Origin of the sequence: Actinoplanes regularis, from assembly GCF_900188005.1 — a bacterium.
Lineage (GTDB): Bacteria > Actinomycetota > Actinomycetes > Mycobacteriales > Micromonosporaceae > Actinoplanes > Actinoplanes regularis.
On record NZ_FZNR01000010.1, the window covers coordinates 263,900 to 283,328 of the forward strand.

Annotated in this window: 13 protein-coding genes; 12 read left to right on the forward strand and 1 reads right to left on the reverse strand. The window is 73.5% G+C overall.

Annotated elements, in window-relative coordinates; all coding sequences use genetic code 11:
- The first annotated feature begins 1 nt into the window (after position 1).
- The 11 genes from CHC09_RS25960 (at position 2) to CHC09_RS26010 (ending at position 17,219) form a co-directional block, all read left to right on the forward strand.
- On the forward strand, positions 2–439 hold the full coding sequence (locus CHC09_RS25960) for a GPW/gp25 family protein (RefSeq protein ID WP_089295789.1): 438 nt from the start codon (positions 2–4) through the stop codon (positions 437–439).
- Positions 436–4,728: a baseplate J/gp47 family protein gene (locus CHC09_RS25965; protein WP_089295790.1), complete on the forward strand. Its 4,293-nt coding sequence runs from the start codon at positions 436–438 to the stop codon at positions 4,726–4,728. The genes CHC09_RS25960 and CHC09_RS25965 overlap by 4 nt, the downstream gene beginning before the upstream one ends.
- A gap of 1 nt (position 4,729) precedes the next feature.
- Positions 4,730–6,988, forward strand: coding sequence for a baseplate J/gp47 family protein (locus tag CHC09_RS25970; protein WP_089295791.1), 2,259 nt, complete (start codon positions 4,730–4,732; stop codon positions 6,986–6,988).
- The gene (locus tag CHC09_RS25975) at positions 6,985–7,773 is read left to right on the forward strand and encodes a hypothetical protein (protein ID WP_089295792.1); all 789 of its coding nucleotides are present in this window, start codon (positions 6,985–6,987) and stop codon (positions 7,771–7,773) included. The genes CHC09_RS25970 and CHC09_RS25975 overlap by 4 nt, the downstream gene beginning before the upstream one ends.
- Entirely contained in the window at positions 7,770–8,714 is a 945-nt protein-coding gene (locus CHC09_RS25980) for a hypothetical protein (protein WP_089295793.1), read from the forward strand. The genes CHC09_RS25975 and CHC09_RS25980 overlap by 4 nt, the downstream gene beginning before the upstream one ends.
- Entirely contained in the window at positions 8,711–10,075 is a 1,365-nt protein-coding gene (locus CHC09_RS25985; protein WP_179277287.1) for a phage tail protein, read from the forward strand. The genes CHC09_RS25980 and CHC09_RS25985 overlap by 4 nt, the downstream gene beginning before the upstream one ends.
- Positions 10,072–11,985 (forward strand): hypothetical protein, encoded by a 1,914-nt coding sequence (locus CHC09_RS25990; RefSeq protein WP_089295795.1) that lies wholly within the window; start codon positions 10,072–10,074, stop codon positions 11,983–11,985. Before CHC09_RS25985 ends, CHC09_RS25990 begins: the two co-directional genes overlap by 4 nt.
- Positions 11,986–12,011: 26 nt before the next feature.
- Complete coding sequence (locus CHC09_RS25995) at positions 12,012–13,811, forward strand: hypothetical protein (RefSeq protein ID WP_089295796.1); 1,800 nt, start codon at positions 12,012–12,014, stop codon at positions 13,809–13,811.
- 265 nt (positions 13,812–14,076) lie between these two features.
- Positions 14,077–14,913: a polyphosphate kinase 2 gene (gene ppk2, locus CHC09_RS26000; protein ID WP_089295797.1), complete on the forward strand. Its 837-nt coding sequence runs from the start codon at positions 14,077–14,079 to the stop codon at positions 14,911–14,913.
- A gap of 30 nt (positions 14,914–14,943) precedes the next feature.
- Positions 14,944–15,666: a ZIP family metal transporter gene (locus CHC09_RS26005; protein WP_089295798.1), complete on the forward strand. Its 723-nt coding sequence runs from the start codon at positions 14,944–14,946 to the stop codon at positions 15,664–15,666.
- A 71-nt stretch (positions 15,667–15,737) separates the two neighbouring features.
- Complete coding sequence (locus CHC09_RS26010) at positions 15,738–17,219, forward strand: GGDEF domain-containing protein (protein ID WP_089295799.1); 1,482 nt, start codon at positions 15,738–15,740, stop codon at positions 17,217–17,219.
- Here the strand turns inward: CHC09_RS26010 and CHC09_RS26015 are convergent.
- Complete coding sequence (locus CHC09_RS26015; protein ID WP_089295800.1) at positions 17,173–18,699, reverse strand: hypothetical protein; 1,527 nt, start codon at positions 18,697–18,699, stop codon at positions 17,173–17,175. The genes CHC09_RS26010 and CHC09_RS26015 overlap by 47 nt on opposite strands.
- 103 nt (positions 18,700–18,802) lie before the next feature.
- On the opposite strand from CHC09_RS26015, the gene CHC09_RS26020 reads away from it, so the two are divergent.
- A complete protein-coding gene (locus CHC09_RS26020; RefSeq protein ID WP_089295801.1) occupies positions 18,803–19,213 on the forward strand; it encodes a GNAT family N-acetyltransferase in 411 nt (136 codons plus the stop codon).
- Positions 19,214–19,429: the final 216 nt, after the last annotated feature.

Genomic DNA, 19,429 nt, shown 5'->3' on the forward strand with positions numbered 1-19,429 from the left:
GATGAGCGTCGACGCGGGCCGGACGGCCGGGATCCCGGCCGACGACCGGGTGCTCGGGCAGGGCTGGGCCGCGCCGGTCCGGCTCGGCGCGGACAGCGAACTCGGCATCGACTCCGGCGCGGAGAAGGTACGGCAGTCGATCCTGCTGATCCTCGCGACCGGGCGCGGCGAACGGGTGATGCGGCCCGACTTCGGTGCCGGGCTGGAGGACTTCCTGTTCGAGCCGGTCTCGACCACGACCGCCGCCCTGATCCGGCACCGGGTGCAGACCTCGCTCGTGCTGTGGGAACCGCGGATCGACGTGATCGACGTCGCCGTCCAGCTGACCGGGCGCAGGACCGGCCGACTGGACATCACGGTCCGCTACCGGATCCGGTCCACCAACACGTTCTACAACCTGGTCTACCCCTTCTTCCTGCGCGAAGGAGGCCCGGTATGACCGCCACGCCAGGCCCGCCGCTGCCGGACGGGTCGGATCTGCTGCTGACCCGGGACCGTGCCGCCATCCTGGCCGGGATCCTCAGCGGCCGAACCGGTTTCACGCCCGAATGGGTGCTGTCGCCGGGCGGGACAGGACAGGGCCTGTGCGACATCTTCGCTGGGTTCCTGGAACTGTTGCAGCGCCGCCTGGCCCAGGTGCCCGACCACCGGCAGGCTGTGCTGCTGGACATGCTGGGCGCGGCGCTGCTGCCGGCACAGGGCGCCCGCACGCACATCCTGCTGACCGCCGTACCCGGAACGCGGGGCGCCCGGGTCCCGGCCGGGACCCGGATCGGGGCGAAGGTCGACGGCCGGGACGCGCCGGTCGTGTTCGAGACCCAGCAGGACGTCGCGATCTGCCCGGCAACGATCGTCGAGGTGCACAGCGTGGTGCCCGGCGCGGACGCCGAGCAGGACCATTCGGCCGACCACCTCGCCCACCGCCCGTTCACCCTGTTCGGCTCCCCCCGGGCGGTGACCCGTGACCTCTACCTCGGGCACGACGAGCTCCTCGCGTTCGACGGCCGCGCCGTCGTCGAGATCGAGACCGGCGTCGCGGTACCGGCAGCGGCGCCGCTGCGGCTGGGGTGGAGCTGGTGGGACGGCGCCGCCTGGCGCGACTTCGCCGGCTTCGCGCCCTCCGCCCAACAGGCCGGGGACGACGACTCCGTCGATGGCACCTCCGGTCTCACCCGCGCCGGAACGATCCGCCTGGTCGCGCCCTGCGCCGCCTCGGTCCCGCTGACCCTGGACGGGCGCACCACTCACTGGGTCCGTGGCCGGGTCGCGATGCCGCTCGGCATGGCGGGGACCAGCCGGTCCGGTCAGGTGCCGTCTCTGTCCGGGCTGCGGCTGCGGGCGTTGAACGAGCACCGGCGGCTGCGCGTGCGGCGCTCCCGTGACCAGTCACCGACCGCCTCGCTGCGGATCTGGTGGCCGGACGCGCCGGGGACGGCCTTCACCCGGCATCTGCTCGACGGCACCACCGGCACCAGGTCCGGCGCCGACGTCGCCCTCGGCGAGCCCGCCGTTCCGCTGCCCGCCACGCTGACCGGGCACGTGTTCCGCGCCGGGATCAGCCTGAAGGACGCCCGCCCGCCGAGTCCGCCCGCACCGCAACCGGGTACGGACGATCCGCACCGGGCCGCGTTCGCGTCGGACGAGGAGCTGACCGATCCGCTGCTGGCCGATCCCGGAACGGTGATCGACATCTCGGTGAACCGTGGCCTGCCCCTGGACAAGGCGATCGCCGACCAGCGGGCTGCCGACCTGTCCACCACCTTCGCGCCGCTGGGACCGTCCCCGGCGCGGGGCGCCGCGTTCATGTTCGCCTGCGCGAGCGCCACCCGGCGGCCCGGCACTCGGGTCACGCTGGTGGTCGAACGGCCGCGCACCTCGGCCGAGAAGGCCGACGAGCTGACCGGCCAACAGGAGGGATCGGTCCAGGCGGCACAGCAACTGCTCGCCGAGATCATCACCGCCCTGGAGTCCGGCGCCATCGCGTCCGGCCTGACGGCCGCGCTGACCGCACTGAACCAGCCGCTGCCCACGCTGATCGCCCAGGACCCGGCCGCCTGGTACGGATCGGTGCGCGCCACCGTGCAGACGTCGCTCGGCCAGTTGCGGGACGCGGCCTCGCGCGACCACGCGGTCTGGACGCAGGTCGCCGCCGCCGTCCAGCAGCTCGACGCGGCGCTCGCGGCCGCCAACGCGAAACCCGGCGCCACCCAGGCCCGAACCTCGATCGGCCCGAGCCCCCGCGACCTGGCGCGGGTGCTGGCCGCGATCGCGCACGCCACGGAGGTGCTGGCGGCCGGTGGCGCCACGCTCAGCGGGCCCCGGGCGGCTCTGGAGAACGCGATCACGGGCGGGACGGACGCCGAGGTCGCCGCCGCGGAGTCCACCCTTCATGTGGCGCTGGACGGTTTGCTGGCCGCGGCCGTGCCGTTCCTACCCGCCGGCGCCCTGCCGCCGGTGTTCAGCCAGAACCCGGCCGCCTTCCTGACCACTGTGCAGAGTCAGCTGACCTCCGCGAAGAACAGCGTCGTGCAGGCACAGACGGGCCTGGCCACCGCGTTCACCAAGCTCAAGAACTTCAATCCCGCCGACCTGGTCAAGGCGGCGGCCCCGGATCTGTCCCGGCAGCTCGATCCGCCGCGGATCGCCTGGGAGTACCACGACGGCGAGCGCTGGCGGCCGCTCGGCGCCGAGGGTGACACCCAGGTCCTGTCACTGCAGGACTCCGGCTCGGTGCGCTTCACCGTGCCGGACGACATCGCCGAGGTGGACATCGGCGGCGACGTACGGCGGTGGATGCGCGCCCGGCTGTCCGAGGGGGCGTACGCCCACCTGCGCCTGGTGAGCTGGACCGACACGTCCGGAGTGCTCAACTTCCTGCCGGTGGTCGAGCCGCGGGCACCGATGATCGACCGGATCGAGGTGTTCTACCAGCATCGTTCGCCGGCCCGGGCGCCGCTGGCGGTCAAGGTCGAGGACGACCACCAGTGGCGAGACCTGACCCGGGACGTGACCTGGCCCGGTCCCGGCGCCACCCCGTTCCGGCCGATGGCCGAGACCGCGCCCACGGTCTATCTCGGGCTGGACGGCGACCTGCCGGCCGATCGGATCGGCCTCTACCTCCAGCTGACCCGCGGATCGGAGCCCACCTCCGCGCTGCGGCCGGTCTGGGAGGGCTTCGACGGCCGCGGGTGGGTACGGTTGCCGTCCCAGGACGGCACCGACGGCCTGCGGCGTACCGGTGTGGTGGGTTTGCTCTGGCCGGGAACCGAGGGCACGCCGGGGGTCACCGTGACCGGGGCCATCGGCCGGACCATCACGCTGCTCGGCGCGGGCGCGGCCCAGCGGTTCACCCCCGGCGACCGGCTGGTGCTGGCCGACCTGCAGGGCCAGGAACCGGTGAACGTCGAGAGCGCGACCGGCCGGACCGTGATCAGCCGCAACCCGTTGTCACGCGCCTATTCCGGGTCGCAGATGCGAGCGGCGCCGCCGTCCCGGTTCGGAACGCCGCGCACCTGGATCCGTGCCGTCTTCGATCCGGAGCAGCCGGTTGCCCCGCTCCCCCTCGACTCGGTGGCGGCGCACGCGGTGGAGGTCGCCCAGGCCGAGACCCTGCACGACGAGGTGCTCGGGTCCGGTGACGGATCGCCCGCGCAGGTCCTGGTCGCGCGGCGCTTCCCGTTCGCCGGCGACCCCGAGCTCGAGGTCCGTGAACTGGACGGCGACCGGGCCGATCTCGACGCCGACGTACTCACCCGCACGCTGGAGGCCGAGGGCATCAACGCCGGCGACGCCCGCGTCGTCCGGGATCCCCGCTCGGGACGGGTGCGGGAGGTGTGGGTGCGCTGGCGCCCGGTCCGGTCCCTGGGCCAGGCCGGTCCGGCGGACCGCGCCTTCGTCGCCGACCCGGCACAGGGCCGGATCCGGTTCGGCGGCAACGGCCACGGCCGTCCGCTGCCCGAGGGCCGCGACAACGTCCGGCTCACGACCTACCGGATCTGCGAGGGCACGACCGGCAACGTCGGCTCCGGAACCATCACCCAACTGCTGAGCTCGGCGGTGGCGGGCGAGGTCGGCAATCCCGAACCCGCCACCGGCGGCGCCGGCATCGAGACCCTCGACCGGGTGCTGGCCCGGGGGCCGGCCCTGCTGCGGCACCGCCGCCTGGCGCTGACCGAGCGGGATGTGGCGGCCATCGCCGTCGAAGCGTCCCCGGCCGTGGTCCGCGCCCGGGCCATCGGCGCCCGGGACCGGTTCGGCCGGGCCCTGCCCGGGGCCGTACGGGTGATCATCGTTCCGCGCGACGGGACGGACCGGCCGCAGCCGGGGCCCGCGCTGCTGGCCCGGGTGCGGGGCGCCGTGTCGTCGGCGGCGCCACTGGTGGCCGCGGGCGGAGTCACGGTGGAGGGGCCGGTGTACACGCCGGTCGGGGTGGACGTCACCGTGCTGCCGGTCCGGGCGGGCGAGGCGGGACCGGTGCGCGAGGCCGTCCTGGCCGCGCTGGAACGGTTCCTCCATCCGCTGCGCGGCGGGCCGGACGGCCGCGGCTGGGACCTCGGGCGTGCCGTCCACCTCTCCGACGCCGCCCGCGCGCTGGAGGCCGTTGCCGGGGTCGACGCGCTGCGCGACATGGTGCTGACCCGGGACGGGACGCCGGTGGGTGACGCGGCCACGATCGGCCCGGACGAGGTCGTCTGCGCCGGCCGTCTCGTACTGCGGATGGGAGCCTGAGATGACCCTGCCGCCCCCGCTGATCGACACCCTGCGCTGGGACGATCTCGTCCGACAGGGCCGTGCGCAACTGCCGCTGGTCGCGCCCGGGTGGACGGACCAGAACGTCAGTGACCCGGGGATCGCCGTCCTGGAACTGCTGGCCTGGCTGGTCGAGTCCGCCGGCTTCCGCTCCGGTGCGGTCACCGACCGTGAACGCCGGATCCTGCTGGCCCTGGCCGGTTCCACGCCGCGGCCACCGCAGCCGGCCCGATGCCTGGTGACCGCGGCCGGGGATCCTGGGACGGTGCTGCCGGCCGGGCTGGTGCTGACCGGGACCCGGCACGGCCGGCACCTCCCGCTGACGCTCACCTCGAGCCTGGTGATCTCCGGTGTGACGCTGACCGTCCTGGCCTCCGCGGCCCCGTCCGCGGCCGCGGACGGGTACCGCTCCGGTTGCGCGGACCTGACACACGACCTCGCCGCCGGCCGGACGGTCCCGCCGCTGGGCGACGATCCCAGGCCCGGATCCGCCCTGCTGCTCGGGCTCGGCCTGCCGCCGGCCGGTCCACCCGGCCCGCTCGACCTGTTCGCCGTGGCCGCGGGCGGGCTGCTCGCGCCTGAGACCGCATCGGGCGGCGCGCACCACAGCGCGGTCACCGGCTGGGAATGGTGGAACGGCGCGGCCTGGCAGGAATTCGCGGACGGCGACGCCGACGACGACACGGCCGCGCTGACCCGTACCGGCCGGGTGCGGCTGCGGCTGCCGGCCGCCCTCACCATGACCACCCTCGGTGACCAGTCCACGGGCGTGCTGGCCGGCCGGTCCCGCGCCTGGCTGCGCTGCCGCCTGACCGGCGGCCGGCACGATGCCCCGCCCGCCCTGGCCGCGCTCCACCCCGACGCCGCGACCGCCGTGGCCGCGCACCCGTACTCGTCGGCCCTGCCGGTCCCGGCCGGCGCCGTGATCGCCGGAGCGCCGCCGCCGGCGCCGTCCCGGGCCGTGGTCTCCCTCGTGGTCACCGCGAGCGGCGACGTCGCCGCCATCCGGTTCGATCCACCCGCGGCGACCGGCGGTCCCCCGGCGGTGGACGTCCTGCGCTGGACCCCGCCGTCCGGTGGCGACCCGGGCCGGCTGGTAGCCGGCCTGACCGTTCTGGGCGTGGCGGCCGGGATCCCCGGCGAAGCCTTCCGGCTGCCCGCGATGTGGTGCGGCGCGGCACCTCTGATCTGGGTGACCGAGCCCGACGGCACCGCTCTGCCGGTGCGCGCGGTGGCCGACCTCGCCGTGGCGGGACCGCGCGACCTGGCGGCCACGTTCGATCCCGACGGCGTCACGGTGCGCTTCGGCGACGGCCGGCACGGGCGTACACCGGCACCCGGCGCCACCGTCCTGGCCGCCGGGACCGCGTGCCCACCGGGAGTGGGCGCCGTCCTGCCGCCGATGCCGCTGACCGTCCCGGACGACGAGCGGACCGCCGCGCTGGCCGGACCGGCGGCGGCCACGGTACGGACCACCCTCCTGGACGGGTTGGCACCGGATCAGCCCGCCGAGGACGTCGGTGAGCTGGCCGCGCGGACCGAGAGCCGGCTGTGGGTGCACGACGTGATCCTGCAGGCGGTGCGGGACGCCGGGGCGGCCAGCCTCGACGATCTCCCGCTGGCCACGGTCCGGGCGCTCGGCGTGCCCGAGCGCGCGGTGACCGGCCCGGACGTGGAACGGATCGCGCTCGCCACTCCCGGGACCGCCCTGTGGCGTGCCCGCGCCCTCCCCGAGGTCGACCCGCGGCTGCCGGGCCTGCGCGCCGCCGGCTGCGTGACCGTGGTGGTCGTCCCGTCTCTACCGCTCGCGCGCCCGGCGCCCGCACCCGGGCTGCTCGCGCGGATCCGGGCGCAACTGGAGAAGACCCGGACCCTCGGCACCCGGGTGTTCGTCACCGGGCCGGACTACGTGGTCGTCGGCGCCGAGGCCACCCTGGTCCTGGTCCCCGGTGCGGACCCCGACGCCACCACCACCGCGGCGGAGGCGGCGATCCGCGGCTTCCTGCATCCGGTGACCGGCGGCCCCGGCGGCCGGGGGTGGCCGTTCGGCCGTGCGGTACATCGCAGCGAGGTGCTCCAGTTGCTGGACCAGGTGCCGGGCGTGGACCACGTCGACGGGCTGGTGCTGTCCTGCGAACCCCACCCGGGTAGCTGCGGCGACATCACCATCGGCCGCACCCAGCTCGCGCTGGCCGGCACGATCCGGTTCACCCCGCGGCCGGCCGGGAGCGGGTCGTGACCGGCCGGCCGGCGGGCGCCCGCGAGCAGCGCCTCGAAGCCGTGCCCGGCGGCTGGCTGCTCGCCCGGGATCTGCGGGACACACCCCGGCTGGCATCGGTACGGCTGGCCCAGCACCAGATCGCCGCCCACCGCAGCTGGGGCTGCGCCGTGGGTCTGCGGGTGACCGCGCTCGGTGACGAGCTGACCGTGAGCCCGGGCGCCGGGATCGACCGCTGCGGGCGGATCGGGGTGCTGGCCTCGGCCGTCCGCTGCTCGATCGCGGGCCGGGCGGGTGCGCTCAGCGTCGTCCTCGAGATCCGCGGGGACGGGCCGGCCGCACAGGTCCGGCTGCGGCCGCACGGGCGACTGCGGCCCCTCGATGTGCCGCTCGCGACGGTGGATCCGGAGCGGCGGGTGCACAGCGGCGACGGCGACCGCCGGTGGCTGCGGCGACCCGGGCCCGCACGCTGGTTCACCGGGACGGTCCGCCGCGGTGATCCGGTGACCGGCACGGCACTCACCTGGACGGCGCACGCCGACCTGTCCGATCACCGGCTGGAGGATGCCCCGGCCGTGGTGGCACTGCCCGCGGGCCCACCCGCCGGCGCGGCCGTCACGCTCACCACGGTCGAGGTGAGCGCGCTCGGCCCGGGCGGGTTCGATCTGGTCGTCCGGCATCATCGCCCGGCCGGCGCCACCGCCGCGGGCGGCAGCAGCCCGATCGCGTCCGCCCCGCACGGCCTGTCCTGGATCGCTCTGCTGAGCGCGTCCCGCCCCGTGTTGTCACCCCAGGAGCTGTCATGACGACGTCCGCGGTCCCGCTGCCCTCCCCGGACCGGCCGGTGTTCTTCGCCGGACAACTGCTGACCGCCGCCGACCTGGGCGCCCAGCACACGCTCGAGTCCCAGCTGCGGCAGCTGCACCACCGCATGCTGCACGGCTGGGGCATCGCGTCCGGGCTGGCCGTGGCCGCGGAACGGGGTGAAACGGCGGTGGTGCTCGAGGCCGGGTACGCGATCGACTCCGCCGGACGGGAACTGATCGCCGGTCAGGCGCTCACCGTGCCGGTACCGCCGATCGCGGCCGGGCCGTCGGGCGGCCCGGTCCCCTTCGTCCTGGCACTGCGCTGGACCGAGGACGCCGACGCCGTCGTGCAGAGCCGCGACGGCGACTGCGGCGCACGGGGCTCGGTCCGCCGGTCGGACGTGCCGACCGTGGCCTGGCTCGATCCGCCGGCGATCCGGGCCGGCCTCGACGTGGTGCTGGCCGACGTCCTGGTTCAGGGCTGCCGCCTGGCGGCGCCGCCAGATCCGACTCGGCGCAGACTGCTCAACCCGCCGCCGGCGCCGTTCGCCGCGTGCGGTGCGACCGTGCCCGGCGAGACCGTGTGGACGCTGGAATCGACGGCGAGCGGCCAGGGCTGGGCGGTGTCCGCCGAGGTGGACACCGCCGAGGCCGGCTTCGGCGACATCCCGGTCTACCTGGCCCGGCTGTGCGGGGATCGCGTGTGGCCGGCCGGGCAGTCGCCATCCGGCCGGGCGGCGCTGGTCGACGGCGCGCCGTACGTCGACCAGCCGGAGACCGGGCGGTTCCGGTTGGTCGTGCCGCTGGTCCCGGGCACCGCCCAGCAGACCGGCGCGGCGATCGCGGTCAACCCGCCGGATGTGATCGCCGCCGCGGGCTTCGCCGACCGGCTCACCACGGACCGGGCGTGGTACGTCGAATGGATCGGAGTGCAGTCGTGAGCGCGCGCCGCTGGCTGTCCGGGGGTGACTGGTCCACCGCCCACCTGGACGGGCTCGAGGTGGACGGCGCGGCGCTCCGGCTCGCCTCCGCCGCACCGGGTCTCGCCCGGCACGGGTTCGCGATGGTGCCGGCCGGCGCGCCGTCGGGTGCGGAGATCGACAGCACCTCGGCCGACCGGTGGCGGGCGGTCCATCTGCGGATCGCCGACCCGCTGCCGCCGGGGTGCTGGCTGCGAATCTGGCTGCTCGTCGATCCGACGGCCGGATCCGGCGTCCCGGCGCCGCCCGATCCGGTCAGCGCGGACGACGACCGGGGGGCCGTACCCACCCCGCCCGGGCGCTGGCGCGCGGCCGCGCTGTCCGCCCTGGACGCGCGGGTGCTCTGCCCGGCGGCCGGATCCCTGTGGGTGGCCGTCGAGCTCGGCGGCACCGGCGCCGCCACGCCGAGGATCAGCGATCTGCAGGCCGCAACCGGCGACGACGGACCGGTCACGGAGCTGCCGGTCGTCTACCGCCGGGTCACCGCGCTCGCGTCCGGGACGGCGGACCGCGAGACCGACGGCGGCGACGGCCTGCTCGGCCGCTACCTGGGGCTGCTCGCGGATCAGCTCACCCGGACCTCGTCGATCCTGACCGAGCTCCCGGCCCTGCTGGACCCGTGGGCCACCTCCGACCGGGCGGACGCGCCCTGGCTGGACCGGCTGGCCCGCTGGGTGGCGGTCGATCCCGAGCAGCTGCCGGAGGACGAGGCCGGCCGCCGGGAGACGGTGGCCACGGCGGCGGAACGGCACGGCTGGCGAGGCACCCGGCGCGGGCTGCTGGACCAGGTCCGGCGCGAGACCGGGCTGGCCGTGGACATCGTCGAGCCCCTGGCGGCAGAGCATGTCTGGCGCCTGGACCAGCGGCCCGGGACCAGCGCGCTCGGGCTGAGCACCGGCCTGGCCGCCGCCGACCAGGGGCCGCCGGTGCTGGACCGCAACGCCGTACTCGACGCGTCGATGCTGATCGATAGTGCGGACGCCGGTTTGCCGGTCCACGCGCGCTCGGCGCACCGGATCTGCGTGCACGTGCCGGGAGGCACGCCGGGCCAGATCGCCGCGGTGGACCGGGTGGTGCAGCGCGAACGACCGGCACACGTCCTGGCGCGGACCTGCGCGACCACCGAGGACTCCCGCATCCCGCTCCGGGTCGGCGTCGGCACCGTGCCCGGACCCGACCCGCGTCGCCGCGGGCTGCCGAACGACACCGCCCGGCACCCGCACATCGACGGCCCCGGACAGCGCATCGGCGGCGCGCGCCTACCGGCCGCCACCCCTGAGCACCCGGCCCACGACAGCGAACCGACTGGAGACCTGCCATGACCCACCTACTGGCCGACGGGTATCCCAGCCGGTCGAATTCCCTGCAGCGCAACCGCTTCTTTCCCCGCAAACTGATGGAGGTGCGGCACTGGCAGGCCGAGCAGTCCTACCACCGCCGTTCGCGTGAGCTCCTGGCCCGGCTCGGACTGGGCCGGGGGGTGCTCTGCGGGCTCGAGGTGGCCCGGACCCCCGAGGGCACGCTGATCATCGGGAGCGGCGCGGCCGTCGACGGCGCGGGACGGATCGTGATCGTCCCGGACGACGTCGAGGTGGATGTGACGCGGCTGACCGACGACTGCGGACGCCCGGCCGGCGACCCGGTGACGGAGGGAAGTGTCGCGGTATCCCTGTGCTTTCACGAGTGCGGAACCGACCTGGTGCCGATGCCGCCCGAGCAGTGCGCGGACGAGGTCTCGTGCATCGCGTCCATGACCCGGGAGGCCTTCGCGGTCTCGGTCACCCGCACCCTGCCGGGCCCGCAGCATCTGCCCGAGGAGGTCTGCACCGCGCTGTTCGCTCCGGCCGACCCCACGGACTCCCCGGGCGTCGATCGGCATGCCCTGCTCGACCTGCTCGATCCCCGGCGCTGCGAACGCGAGCAGGACTGCGTCCCGCTGGTGGTGGTCGATCTCGCCGGCACGCCGGACGACAGTTCGCTGGACACCTCGGCACGGGTGGTGATCCGGTCCAACCGGCAACTGCTCGACCTGATCCTGTGCCTCGCCGAGCGGGTCGACAAGTGCTGCGGCCGGCCCCCGGTGACCGCCGCCCCCCGGGTGACCGCACTCTGGCCATGGCCGGACAGCGACGGCACCGGCCGTGCCGAGTTGGCCGAGAACCACCGGCTGGAACTGGCCTTCGACCACGACATGGCCGAGCAGGGACTCGACGACCCGGAGACGTGGCTCGGCGTCTGGCTGCTCGGACCCAGGCTCGCCCGCCGCGTGCCGGTCACCCGGTCACCCGGTGCCCTGGAACACGTCGCCGCACCCGTGCCCGGGGACGGCGCCGCCTTCGGAGTCGAGATCGATGACGCCTGGATCAGGTCCACCACGCTCATCGTGGTGATGGCGAGATCGGTTGCCGGCGGCCCGATCCAGGCCGCCGACCCCCCGCATCTGGCGCTGGACGCCGATCTGGCCGCCACCGGCCTGGACCAGGCCCAGCGGGAACAACTTTGGGCCCTGACCGCCGACGGCAGCAACCACGCCGCCCTCGGGTCCGCGCTCTACCCGTCCGCCGTACCCGGGCCACCGCCGTTCCTGCCCAGCGGCGACGGCACGGCCGGCGGCGAGCTGCACGTCGTGCTCCGCCCGGTCACCGAGACCCCGCAACCACCGCGCCTGCTGGAGATCTGGCCGCCGAGCGGATCGGTGCTCAACGACGACACCCCGGAGAACGCCGCGCTCCGGCTCAGGTTCCAGGAACGGCCCGCGGTGATCGTCGTGGTGTCTCGCCCGCTGACCGCCGAGGCGATCGCCGCTCCCCGGGCCTGGCTCAGGACCTGGACCGCCTCACCCGACGGCGAGTTCCTGTACGGCCCGCGGGAGCTGGAACTGTTCCCGGGCGAGGAGGAAGTGCTGGACGACGGGAGCGCACGCTACACCTTCGCGATCGCCGGCGAGATCCATTGGGACGCGAACAGCGAGATCCTGGCCCAGCTCCGCGCCACCCCGCCGATCCAGACGGAGTCGCCGATAGGGCAGGCGGATCCCCAGGTGCTGTTGGACGCGGACTTCACCGGCACCCGACTGGACTCGCAGACCCTGTTCACCATCTGGTCCGGCGCCGTCCCGAACCAGCTGTCCACCCTGCACGCCATCAACTCCGCGGGCCGGACGCTGTTCGACGGCGTGGCCGGCGGCCTGGCCCACTGGGGCTTCGCCGTGACCGAGATCCACCAACTCTGACCGGCCCGACCCGAAGGACGACGGCGATGACCACGGAGAAGACGATGACGGCAGCGCGAGAAGCGGTACGGCGCAGCGGGGACTGCGGCTGCGAGGGCACATCGTCCGGCGCGGTTGCGAAGCTGTACCCGGCAGCCTGCGGCTGTGGCGGCAGCAGCGGCGGCTGTGGCGGCGGATGCGATTCCGCCGCCGCGCGCGAGCGCCCGCGGTGGTTCGCCGGGCAACTGGTTGGCCCGCGCGATCTGACCGACACGCAGGTCTGGGTGCTCGAGCGGATGCGCCGCCACAACCGGCTGCTGCACGGGTGGGGCGTGGATTGCGGCCTCACCGTGGCGCCGGCGCTGGACACCGCGGGCCGGCCGGTGCCGTGGCAGGTCAAGGTGACCGCCGGCCACGCGCTCGCGCCCGGCGGCGACGAGATCCTGGTGGAGACGGCCACCACCGTCGACGTACGGGCCGGCGAACCGGGCGCCGGCGGCGGCCCGCTCGACCCCTGGTGCGCGCCGGTGCGGCAACGGCGCGACCCAGGGGCGACGTACTACCTGGCCGTCCGCTACGACGAGGCGATGACCCGGCCGGTACGGACCGCGTCCTGCGGCTGCGGATGTGACGACGAGACCGCCTGCGAGTACAGCCGGATCGCCGAGGGAGCGGCGTTCGCCCTGCTCGACGCCCTGCCCCCGGCCTACACCAAGCAGGCGGGCGGCAGTGCCGACGACCGGCTCCAAGAGGCGGTCGCCTGCACCGCGTCGATCCGGGAGCACGGCAGCCGGCAGTGCCCCGACTGCGCCTGCTCGCCGTGGGTCGTCCTGGCCGACATCACGGTAACCGGACGCGGCGCGGTGACGGTGGACCAGCTGGCAAACCGCCGTTTCCTCGCGTCCTTCGGCAACTACGGCTTCTTCTGCCCGCCGCGATCGCTGGGGTGCATGGAGGTGATCCGGATCAATCGCAACCAGGAGGGGCCGGAAGCGGCCCTGGTGGAGGCGTTCATGGCCGGCAACACCGCCGCCGTCGACAAACTGATCGCCACCGGGCTGGGCGTGCTCGGCACGGTGCCACTGTCCGTCGACGGCCCGGACGCGGCTGCCGTCCAGCAGGTCACGTCCCAGGTCCTCGACATCGTCCAGAACCGGGTCGCCGAGGACTCGATCATGTGGCTGGCCGAGAGCTGGCCGGAGCGCAGCGGGCAGGGCAAGGTGGTCGCGGACTCCACAGCGACGGCGATCCTGGACGGCGCGACGTTCGCCGGCAATCGGCAGCCGGACCAGGTGGTGGGCTTCACCGGCTCATGCGGGGCGCGCCTGTTGGTCGTGTCCGTGCCCAAGGCGACGCCGCCGCCGTTGCGCATCACAGAGGTGACCATTGCGTTCGACTCCGACGCGGAGGCCCGGCTGACGGACCCGTCCGAAGAGATCGTGGTCAACGTCAACCAGTTTCCGATCGGCTTCCGGATCGGCTTCGACCGCGCCGTCGCCGGCGACAGCGTCACCACCTTCGAGTCGGCGCCGCCTGAGGCCAGCAGCCTGCTGGTGAACCTGGTCAATGTAGACGGAACCACCACACCGGTGTCCGGACAGTTCAGCCTGGACAGCGCCACGGTCGGGTTCTGGCGGTACGCCGGCGTGGGAGTCGGCGGAGTGATGCCGCCGGGTTCGTACCGGGTGACGGCCTTCGGCGACCCACAGCCGGATACCGGACGCCCGGCGATCTCCGCGGCCGAGAGCGGCCGGCGCCTCGACGGTGAGCCGACGGGCCTCCCGTCCGGCAACGGCACCGAGGGCGGCGACTTCACGTTCACGATGTTCATCTTCGGAATCGGCTGATCTGATGCCCGCACGGCTTGGGTGGTGATGTGTCGTGGTTCAGCCCAGAGCCAGGACCCCGGCTCGAGCCTGGCCACAGCGCCCCACCGGTCGTACCGGGGAAATTGAATCTGTCGCCGCCCCGCGGCGATCCGAGCGCGGTGCCCGTCGCGATTCCGCCCTCATTCCACGCGGATGAGGCACCGCCATCGGGAGTTCGGGAAGAGTACGAGGGTGGCTGCCGCACCGCGGCACAGCCTGAACCCGTACCCGGAGAACAAACACCATGTCGAAGAAGGAAAAACACCACGCCAAGGACGAAAAGTCACGAACCACCATCAGAATGAAGAGCGGGCCGTACGAGAAGGAGATGCGGCATCTGCACGGCGAGCTGGTGGCGATGCAGGAGTGGGTCAAAGCCACCGGCGCCAAGATCTGTGTCGTCTTCGAGGGGCGGGACACCGCCGGCAAGGGCGGCACGATCCGGCGGATCACCGAGCGGGTCAGCCCGCGGGTGTTCCGGGTGGTCGCGCTCCCCACGCCGACCGAGCGGGAGAAGAGCCAGATGTACGCGCAGCGGTACATGGCGCACTTCCCGGCCGGTGGCGAAGTCGTGATCTTCGACCGGTCCTGGTACAACCGGGCCGGGGTCGAGCGGGTGATGGGATTCTGCACCCCGGAGGAGACCGAGCGCTTCATCGAGATCATCCCCTCGTGGGAGAAGGCGATGACGGACTCCGGGATTCTGCTGTTCAAGTACTGGCTGGAGGTCAGCCAGCAGGAGCAGACCCGGCGACTGCAGAGCCGCATCGACGACCCGCGCAAGGTGTGGAAGCTGTCCGACATGGATCTCAAGTCGTACCGGCACTGGTACGACTACTCCCGGGCCAGGGACGAGATGCTCGCCCGCACCGACACCGACTGGGCGCCGTGGTACGTCGCCAACACCGACGACAAGAAGCGTGCCCGTCTCAACATCATCAGCCACCTGCTGAGCCGGGTCCCGTACGAGCCGCTCAAGCCGCGCGACGTCAAGTTGCCCCGGCGTCAGGAGGCGAACGGCTACCAGGAGCCGGAGCTGCCGCTACGCTACATTCCGACGCCGTTCGGCGAACTCGCCTGACTGCCCTCATCCGTACGACAGGGAGCGTCGATGGCTGAGGCCTTCCTCTGGGGCGCGCTGAGCTCCGCGGCACTCCTGGTCGGCGCCGTCATCGCGTACCAGCTGCGCCCGGGACGCCGGCTGATCGCGGTGGTGATGGCGCTCGGCACCGGCCTGCTCCTCGGCTCGATCTCGTTCGAGCTGATCGACGAGGCGCTCAAGACCCGGACGGTCGGCATTGTCGGGCTGTACGTACTGATCGGCGCGGGGCTCTTCACCCTCGGCGACTGGCTGCTGAGCCGCCGCGGCGGCGGTGACCGTAAGGACTCCGCGGGCGCTCAGGCGGCCGGCTCGCCCCTGGCGATCGTGCTCGGCTCGGTGCTGGACGGCATCCCCGAGTCGTTCGTGCTCGGCCTCACCGTCCTGCAGGGCCAGGTCAGCATCGCGCTGTTCGCCGGGATCGTGCTCTCCAACCTGCCGGAGGGGATGGCCTCCTCGGCCGGCCTTCGGGTGGCCAGGTGGCGGCAGAGCCGGGTCCTGCTGATGTGGTCAGCGGTCGTGCTCGTGTCGGCGCTGGCCGCCGCGGCCGGGTACGGGCTGCTCGACCCGGCGCACGGGCGGGCGGGTGCGCTGGCGCAGGCGTTCGCGGCCGGAGCGCTGCTGGCGATGCTCTCCAACACGATGCTGCCGGAGGCGTACGAGGTGGAGGGGCTGCTCACCGGCCCGTTCGTGGTCGCCGGGTTCGCCGCGTCGCTGGGGCTCTCCGCGCTCTGAGCAGCCGCCGCGCAACCGCCCCGCACCCTGACGGCACCGCGCCGGCAACCAGCCGCGCGGACAGTGTGCCCATGTCACATCAGGTACGTGTGGTGCTGCTCGGCGCGGGCCTGGTGGTCACACACTTCTTCGCGCTGCGATTGTTGCCCGCGGGCTCGCAGGCCGCGACCAACCTCAGCGTCGGGATGCTGATCCTCTGCGCGCTGATCGCCGCGGCGAGCGCTGCCCGCGCCGCCCGCCGGTGCGCCGGCCGGGCCCGATACGGCTGGGCGGTTCTTGCCGTCGGCATGGTCGGCTGGGCGTTCGGCGAGTCGGTGTGGGCGTACTACGTGACGTTCCGGGCGGGCATCGCGCCGTTTCCCAACCTTGGCGACTTCGGCTTCCTGACGATGGTGCCGGCCGCCGTCGCCGGCATGGTCGCGGTGCTGGGCGTACGCCGGGGCCTGCTGCGCGTGGTGCTGGACGGGCTGATCATCGCCGGGTCGCTGCTCTTTCTCAGCTGGGTGTTCGTCCTGGAGGCCGTGTACCAGGCCGGCAACCTCACGGCCGCGGCGAAGGCGGTGTCGCTGGCGTACCCGCTCAGCGACGTGCTCCTCGCCGCGGTGGCGCTGATCCTGCTGCCTCGGGCGACGGCGGGGCACCGGAGGACCGCGACGCTGATGCTCGCCGCCGCGGTCGCCTTGAGCGTCGGCGATCTCGGGTTCGCGTATCTGAACCAGCACAGCACCTACACCTGCGGCGCGCCGATCGACACCGGCTGGGTGGCCGGGTTCATCCTCGTCGCCCTCGCGGCGCACCGCGCCCCGTCGGGCCGGCCCAGCGACTCCGGGCAGAGCGCGCCGTTCCTGCCGTGGCTGCCCTACGTGCCGCTCGCCGTCGCGGTCCTTTCCGCGGTCGAGTTGCTGGCCCGGGGCGAGCAACTGACCGCGTTCCTGGCCGTCCTGCTCGGAACGGTGATCCTGCTGGTCCTGATCCGCCAGATGGTGGCGCTGCGGGACAACACCGCGCTGAGCCGCGACCTGCACCGGGTCGTGGCGCAGTTGCGCGTCCGGGAGCAGGAACTGCACCACCTCGCCTACCACGACCCGCTGACGGGGCTGGCGAACCGCTCCCTGTTCGTGCAGCGCGCCGAGGACGCCCTCGACGGTCCCCTCGCGCTGCTCTACCTGGACCTCGACGGCTTCAAACCGGTCAACGACCAGCACGGGCACGCCGTCGGCGACGCCCTGCTCGTCGAGGTCGGCCACGTGCTGCGCGCCGAGACCCGCACGGGCGACCTGGTCGCGCGGCTCGGCGGCGACGAGTTCGCGGTTCTCATGCCCGGCGTCACGGACCGCGCGGAGGCCGAGGAGGTCGGCGCCCGCCTGACCGACCGCCTCGCCCGCCCGTTCACGATCTCCGGCCACCGGGTCGTCATCGGCGCGAGCGTCGGCGTCGGCATGCGGGCACCGGAAGACCTGGATGTGGACGCGGTGCTGCGCCGCGCGGACGCGCTGATGTATGCGGTCAAGTCCACTCGCCCTGGTCGTCACGCCGTCCTGCATCCTGCGTGACCGTGCCGTGAGGTGCGGTCTGTCGCAACGCCTCGATGACCGGTTCCCAGTCGAGGGAAGGGTTGGCGGCGGCGTCGGCCGCCAGTTCCGCGTCGTCGAGCAGGGCGGTCAGCCGGTCGGCGGGCAGGTGCGGGGAGCGGGCCATCGCCTCGCGGACGCGTCGATCCGGGTCGGCGGTCAGGCGGCCGATCACCATCGGATCCGGGTCGGGGTCGCGGGCGACCAGAAGTCGTACCCGCGGATCGTCGTGGTCGGCGAAGCGGGACAGGCCGGTCCGCGGGAACTGTGGCCGGGCGAGCAGCTCGGTTCGGTGCCGGTCGTCGAGGAAGCAGCTCAGTAACAACTCGCTCGGGGCGCCCGGGTGATTCAGGGCCAGGTTCGTTCGTACCGTCGCATCGGGGTCGGTGGTGAGGAGATCGGTGAGTTCGGGAGGCAGGTCCGGGCACTGCGCGGCCCGGCGGCGAAGCCGCGGGTTCTTCGAACGCGCCCACTGCGGGGCCCGGTCCGGGGCCAGGTCGGCGTTGCCGTCGAGGATCGCCCGTTCCTCCTCGGAGAGGTACGCGTAGGTCGCGATCGTCGTTCGAACAGCATCGTCGGGGTCGGCGGCGAGGGCGGCGATCTGCTCGCGGGTGAGTCCGGCACGTCCGGCGACCACGGCACGAACAGCCGGGTCCGGATCGGCGACGAACGCCGCGACCTGATCGGCGTCCAGGTCCGCGCGGGCGGCGATGCCGTCCCGGACCTCCGGATCCGGATGACGAGCGAGAATCTCGACGAGGTTCGGCGGGAGCGTCGGGTTGACGGTGATGGACTGGATGGCCTCGACGTCACCCGAGGCGGCCACCTGCTCCGCGAGCGCCTGGGAGAGCGGCCGCTGCAGGACCCACCAGAATGCGTGGCAGTGCTGTTTCGGCAGGTCGGCCGGTTGCATGAGCCGCTCGTGCTCCGCGACCGACGCGGCGGCCGCCGCCGCCACCTGCGGGTCCGGGTCAGTCACCAGAAACCGCAGACGGTTCCGCCCGGCGTAGGGCACCGCGAATCGGCGCACCCGGGGGTCAGGGTGCCGTGCCACGACCAGGATCCGGTTCCGGTCCGCGAAGAACATCTCCTCGAAAAGCTCGTGATCCAGGAACGGCATGTCGTCCGGCAGGTCCAGCAGGTCCGTCATCACCCGGATCAGAGCCTCTTCCGGCAGCGGGTGCTCGCGCGATGCGAAAGCCCAGGTACGAACATGCCAGTCCGGGTCGCTGAGCAGCGTCTCCCGGATCCCCGGGTCCAACGGCTCATGGCTGGCGACGGCAGACCGAACCTGGCGCGACTCGTGCCCGGCCATCTGCTCCTGCAACGTCACGGGCAGGTCAGCACGGGCCCGGAGTCCCGCGACGACGGGGTGCGGCCAGTCACATAGCAGGCGCGTCAGCACGTCGACCGGGACTGCCGGGTTCTCCGCCAGCCCCTTCAGAACAAGATCCCGCTGCACGGCAACGAGCGTAGGTGGCTGGTCAAGCTGGAGCTCCACAGAATGTCGGACCCTGTTGGTAGGTTCGCCCACTGATGGATGCCGGACCAGTGTGGAGGCGCTTGTGGCTGAGGTGACGCTGCGGCCGATCGGCGATTCCGACCTCGACGCGCTGTTCGAGCAGACGCGGGATCCCGAGTCGGTCCGGATGGCGGCGTTCACCGACAAGGATCCCGACGATCGCGCCGCCTTCGACGCCCACATGGCGAGGATCAGGGCATCACCCGAGGTCACCCACCGCGTCATCACGCTCGATGGCCGGCTCGTCGGTAGTGTCGCCAGCTTCGTGATCGAGGGCGACACCGAGGTCACGTACTGGATCGACAGGTCGTTCTGGGGGCAGGGTGTCGCTTCCCGGGCGCTGGCCCTGCTCCTGGAGGCGGTTCGGGTCCAACCCCTGTTCGCCCGTGCCGCGAGTGACAACGTGGGGTCGTTGAAGGTGCTGCAGCGGGCGGGGATGAAGCGGGCGCACTGAGCTCGGAATGAGACGACGTCCAGCCGTGCAGGGGGCGCCGGGAAGCCGTGGATCCTTTCCGGCTGGTGCTGATGGTCGCGTCCCGGCCCGGCTTACAGCCGCCGGACCCAGCCGTGCCACTCCGGCTCGGCCACAACGTCGTAACACACCGGTCGACCGCGAGCGGCGCCACCGGCCACCCACACCGCCTGACGATCAGCTCCAGTCACCCACCGG

Coding starts and splice junctions, on each gene's coding strand:
- CHC09_RS25960 (WP_089295789.1), top strand. CDS start 2: ATGAGCGTCGACGCGGGCCGGACGGCCGGGATCCCGGCCGACGACCGG.
- CHC09_RS25965 (WP_089295790.1), top strand. CDS start 436: ATGACCGCCACGCCAGGCCCGCCGCTGCCGGACGGGTCGGATCTGCTG.
- CHC09_RS25970 (WP_089295791.1), top strand. CDS start 4,730: ATGACCCTGCCGCCCCCGCTGATCGACACCCTGCGCTGGGACGATCTC.
- CHC09_RS25980 (WP_089295793.1), top strand. CDS start 7,770: ATGACGACGTCCGCGGTCCCGCTGCCCTCCCCGGACCGGCCGGTGTTC.
- CHC09_RS25990 (WP_089295795.1), top strand. CDS start 10,072: ATGACCCACCTACTGGCCGACGGGTATCCCAGCCGGTCGAATTCCCTG.
- CHC09_RS25995 (WP_089295796.1), top strand. CDS start 12,012: ATGACCACGGAGAAGACGATGACGGCAGCGCGAGAAGCGGTACGGCGC.
- ppk2 (WP_089295797.1), top strand. CDS start 14,077: ATGTCGAAGAAGGAAAAACACCACGCCAAGGACGAAAAGTCACGAACC.
- CHC09_RS26005 (WP_089295798.1), top strand. CDS start 14,944: ATGGCTGAGGCCTTCCTCTGGGGCGCGCTGAGCTCCGCGGCACTCCTG.
- CHC09_RS26010 (WP_089295799.1), top strand. CDS start 15,738: ATGTCACATCAGGTACGTGTGGTGCTGCTCGGCGCGGGCCTGGTGGTC.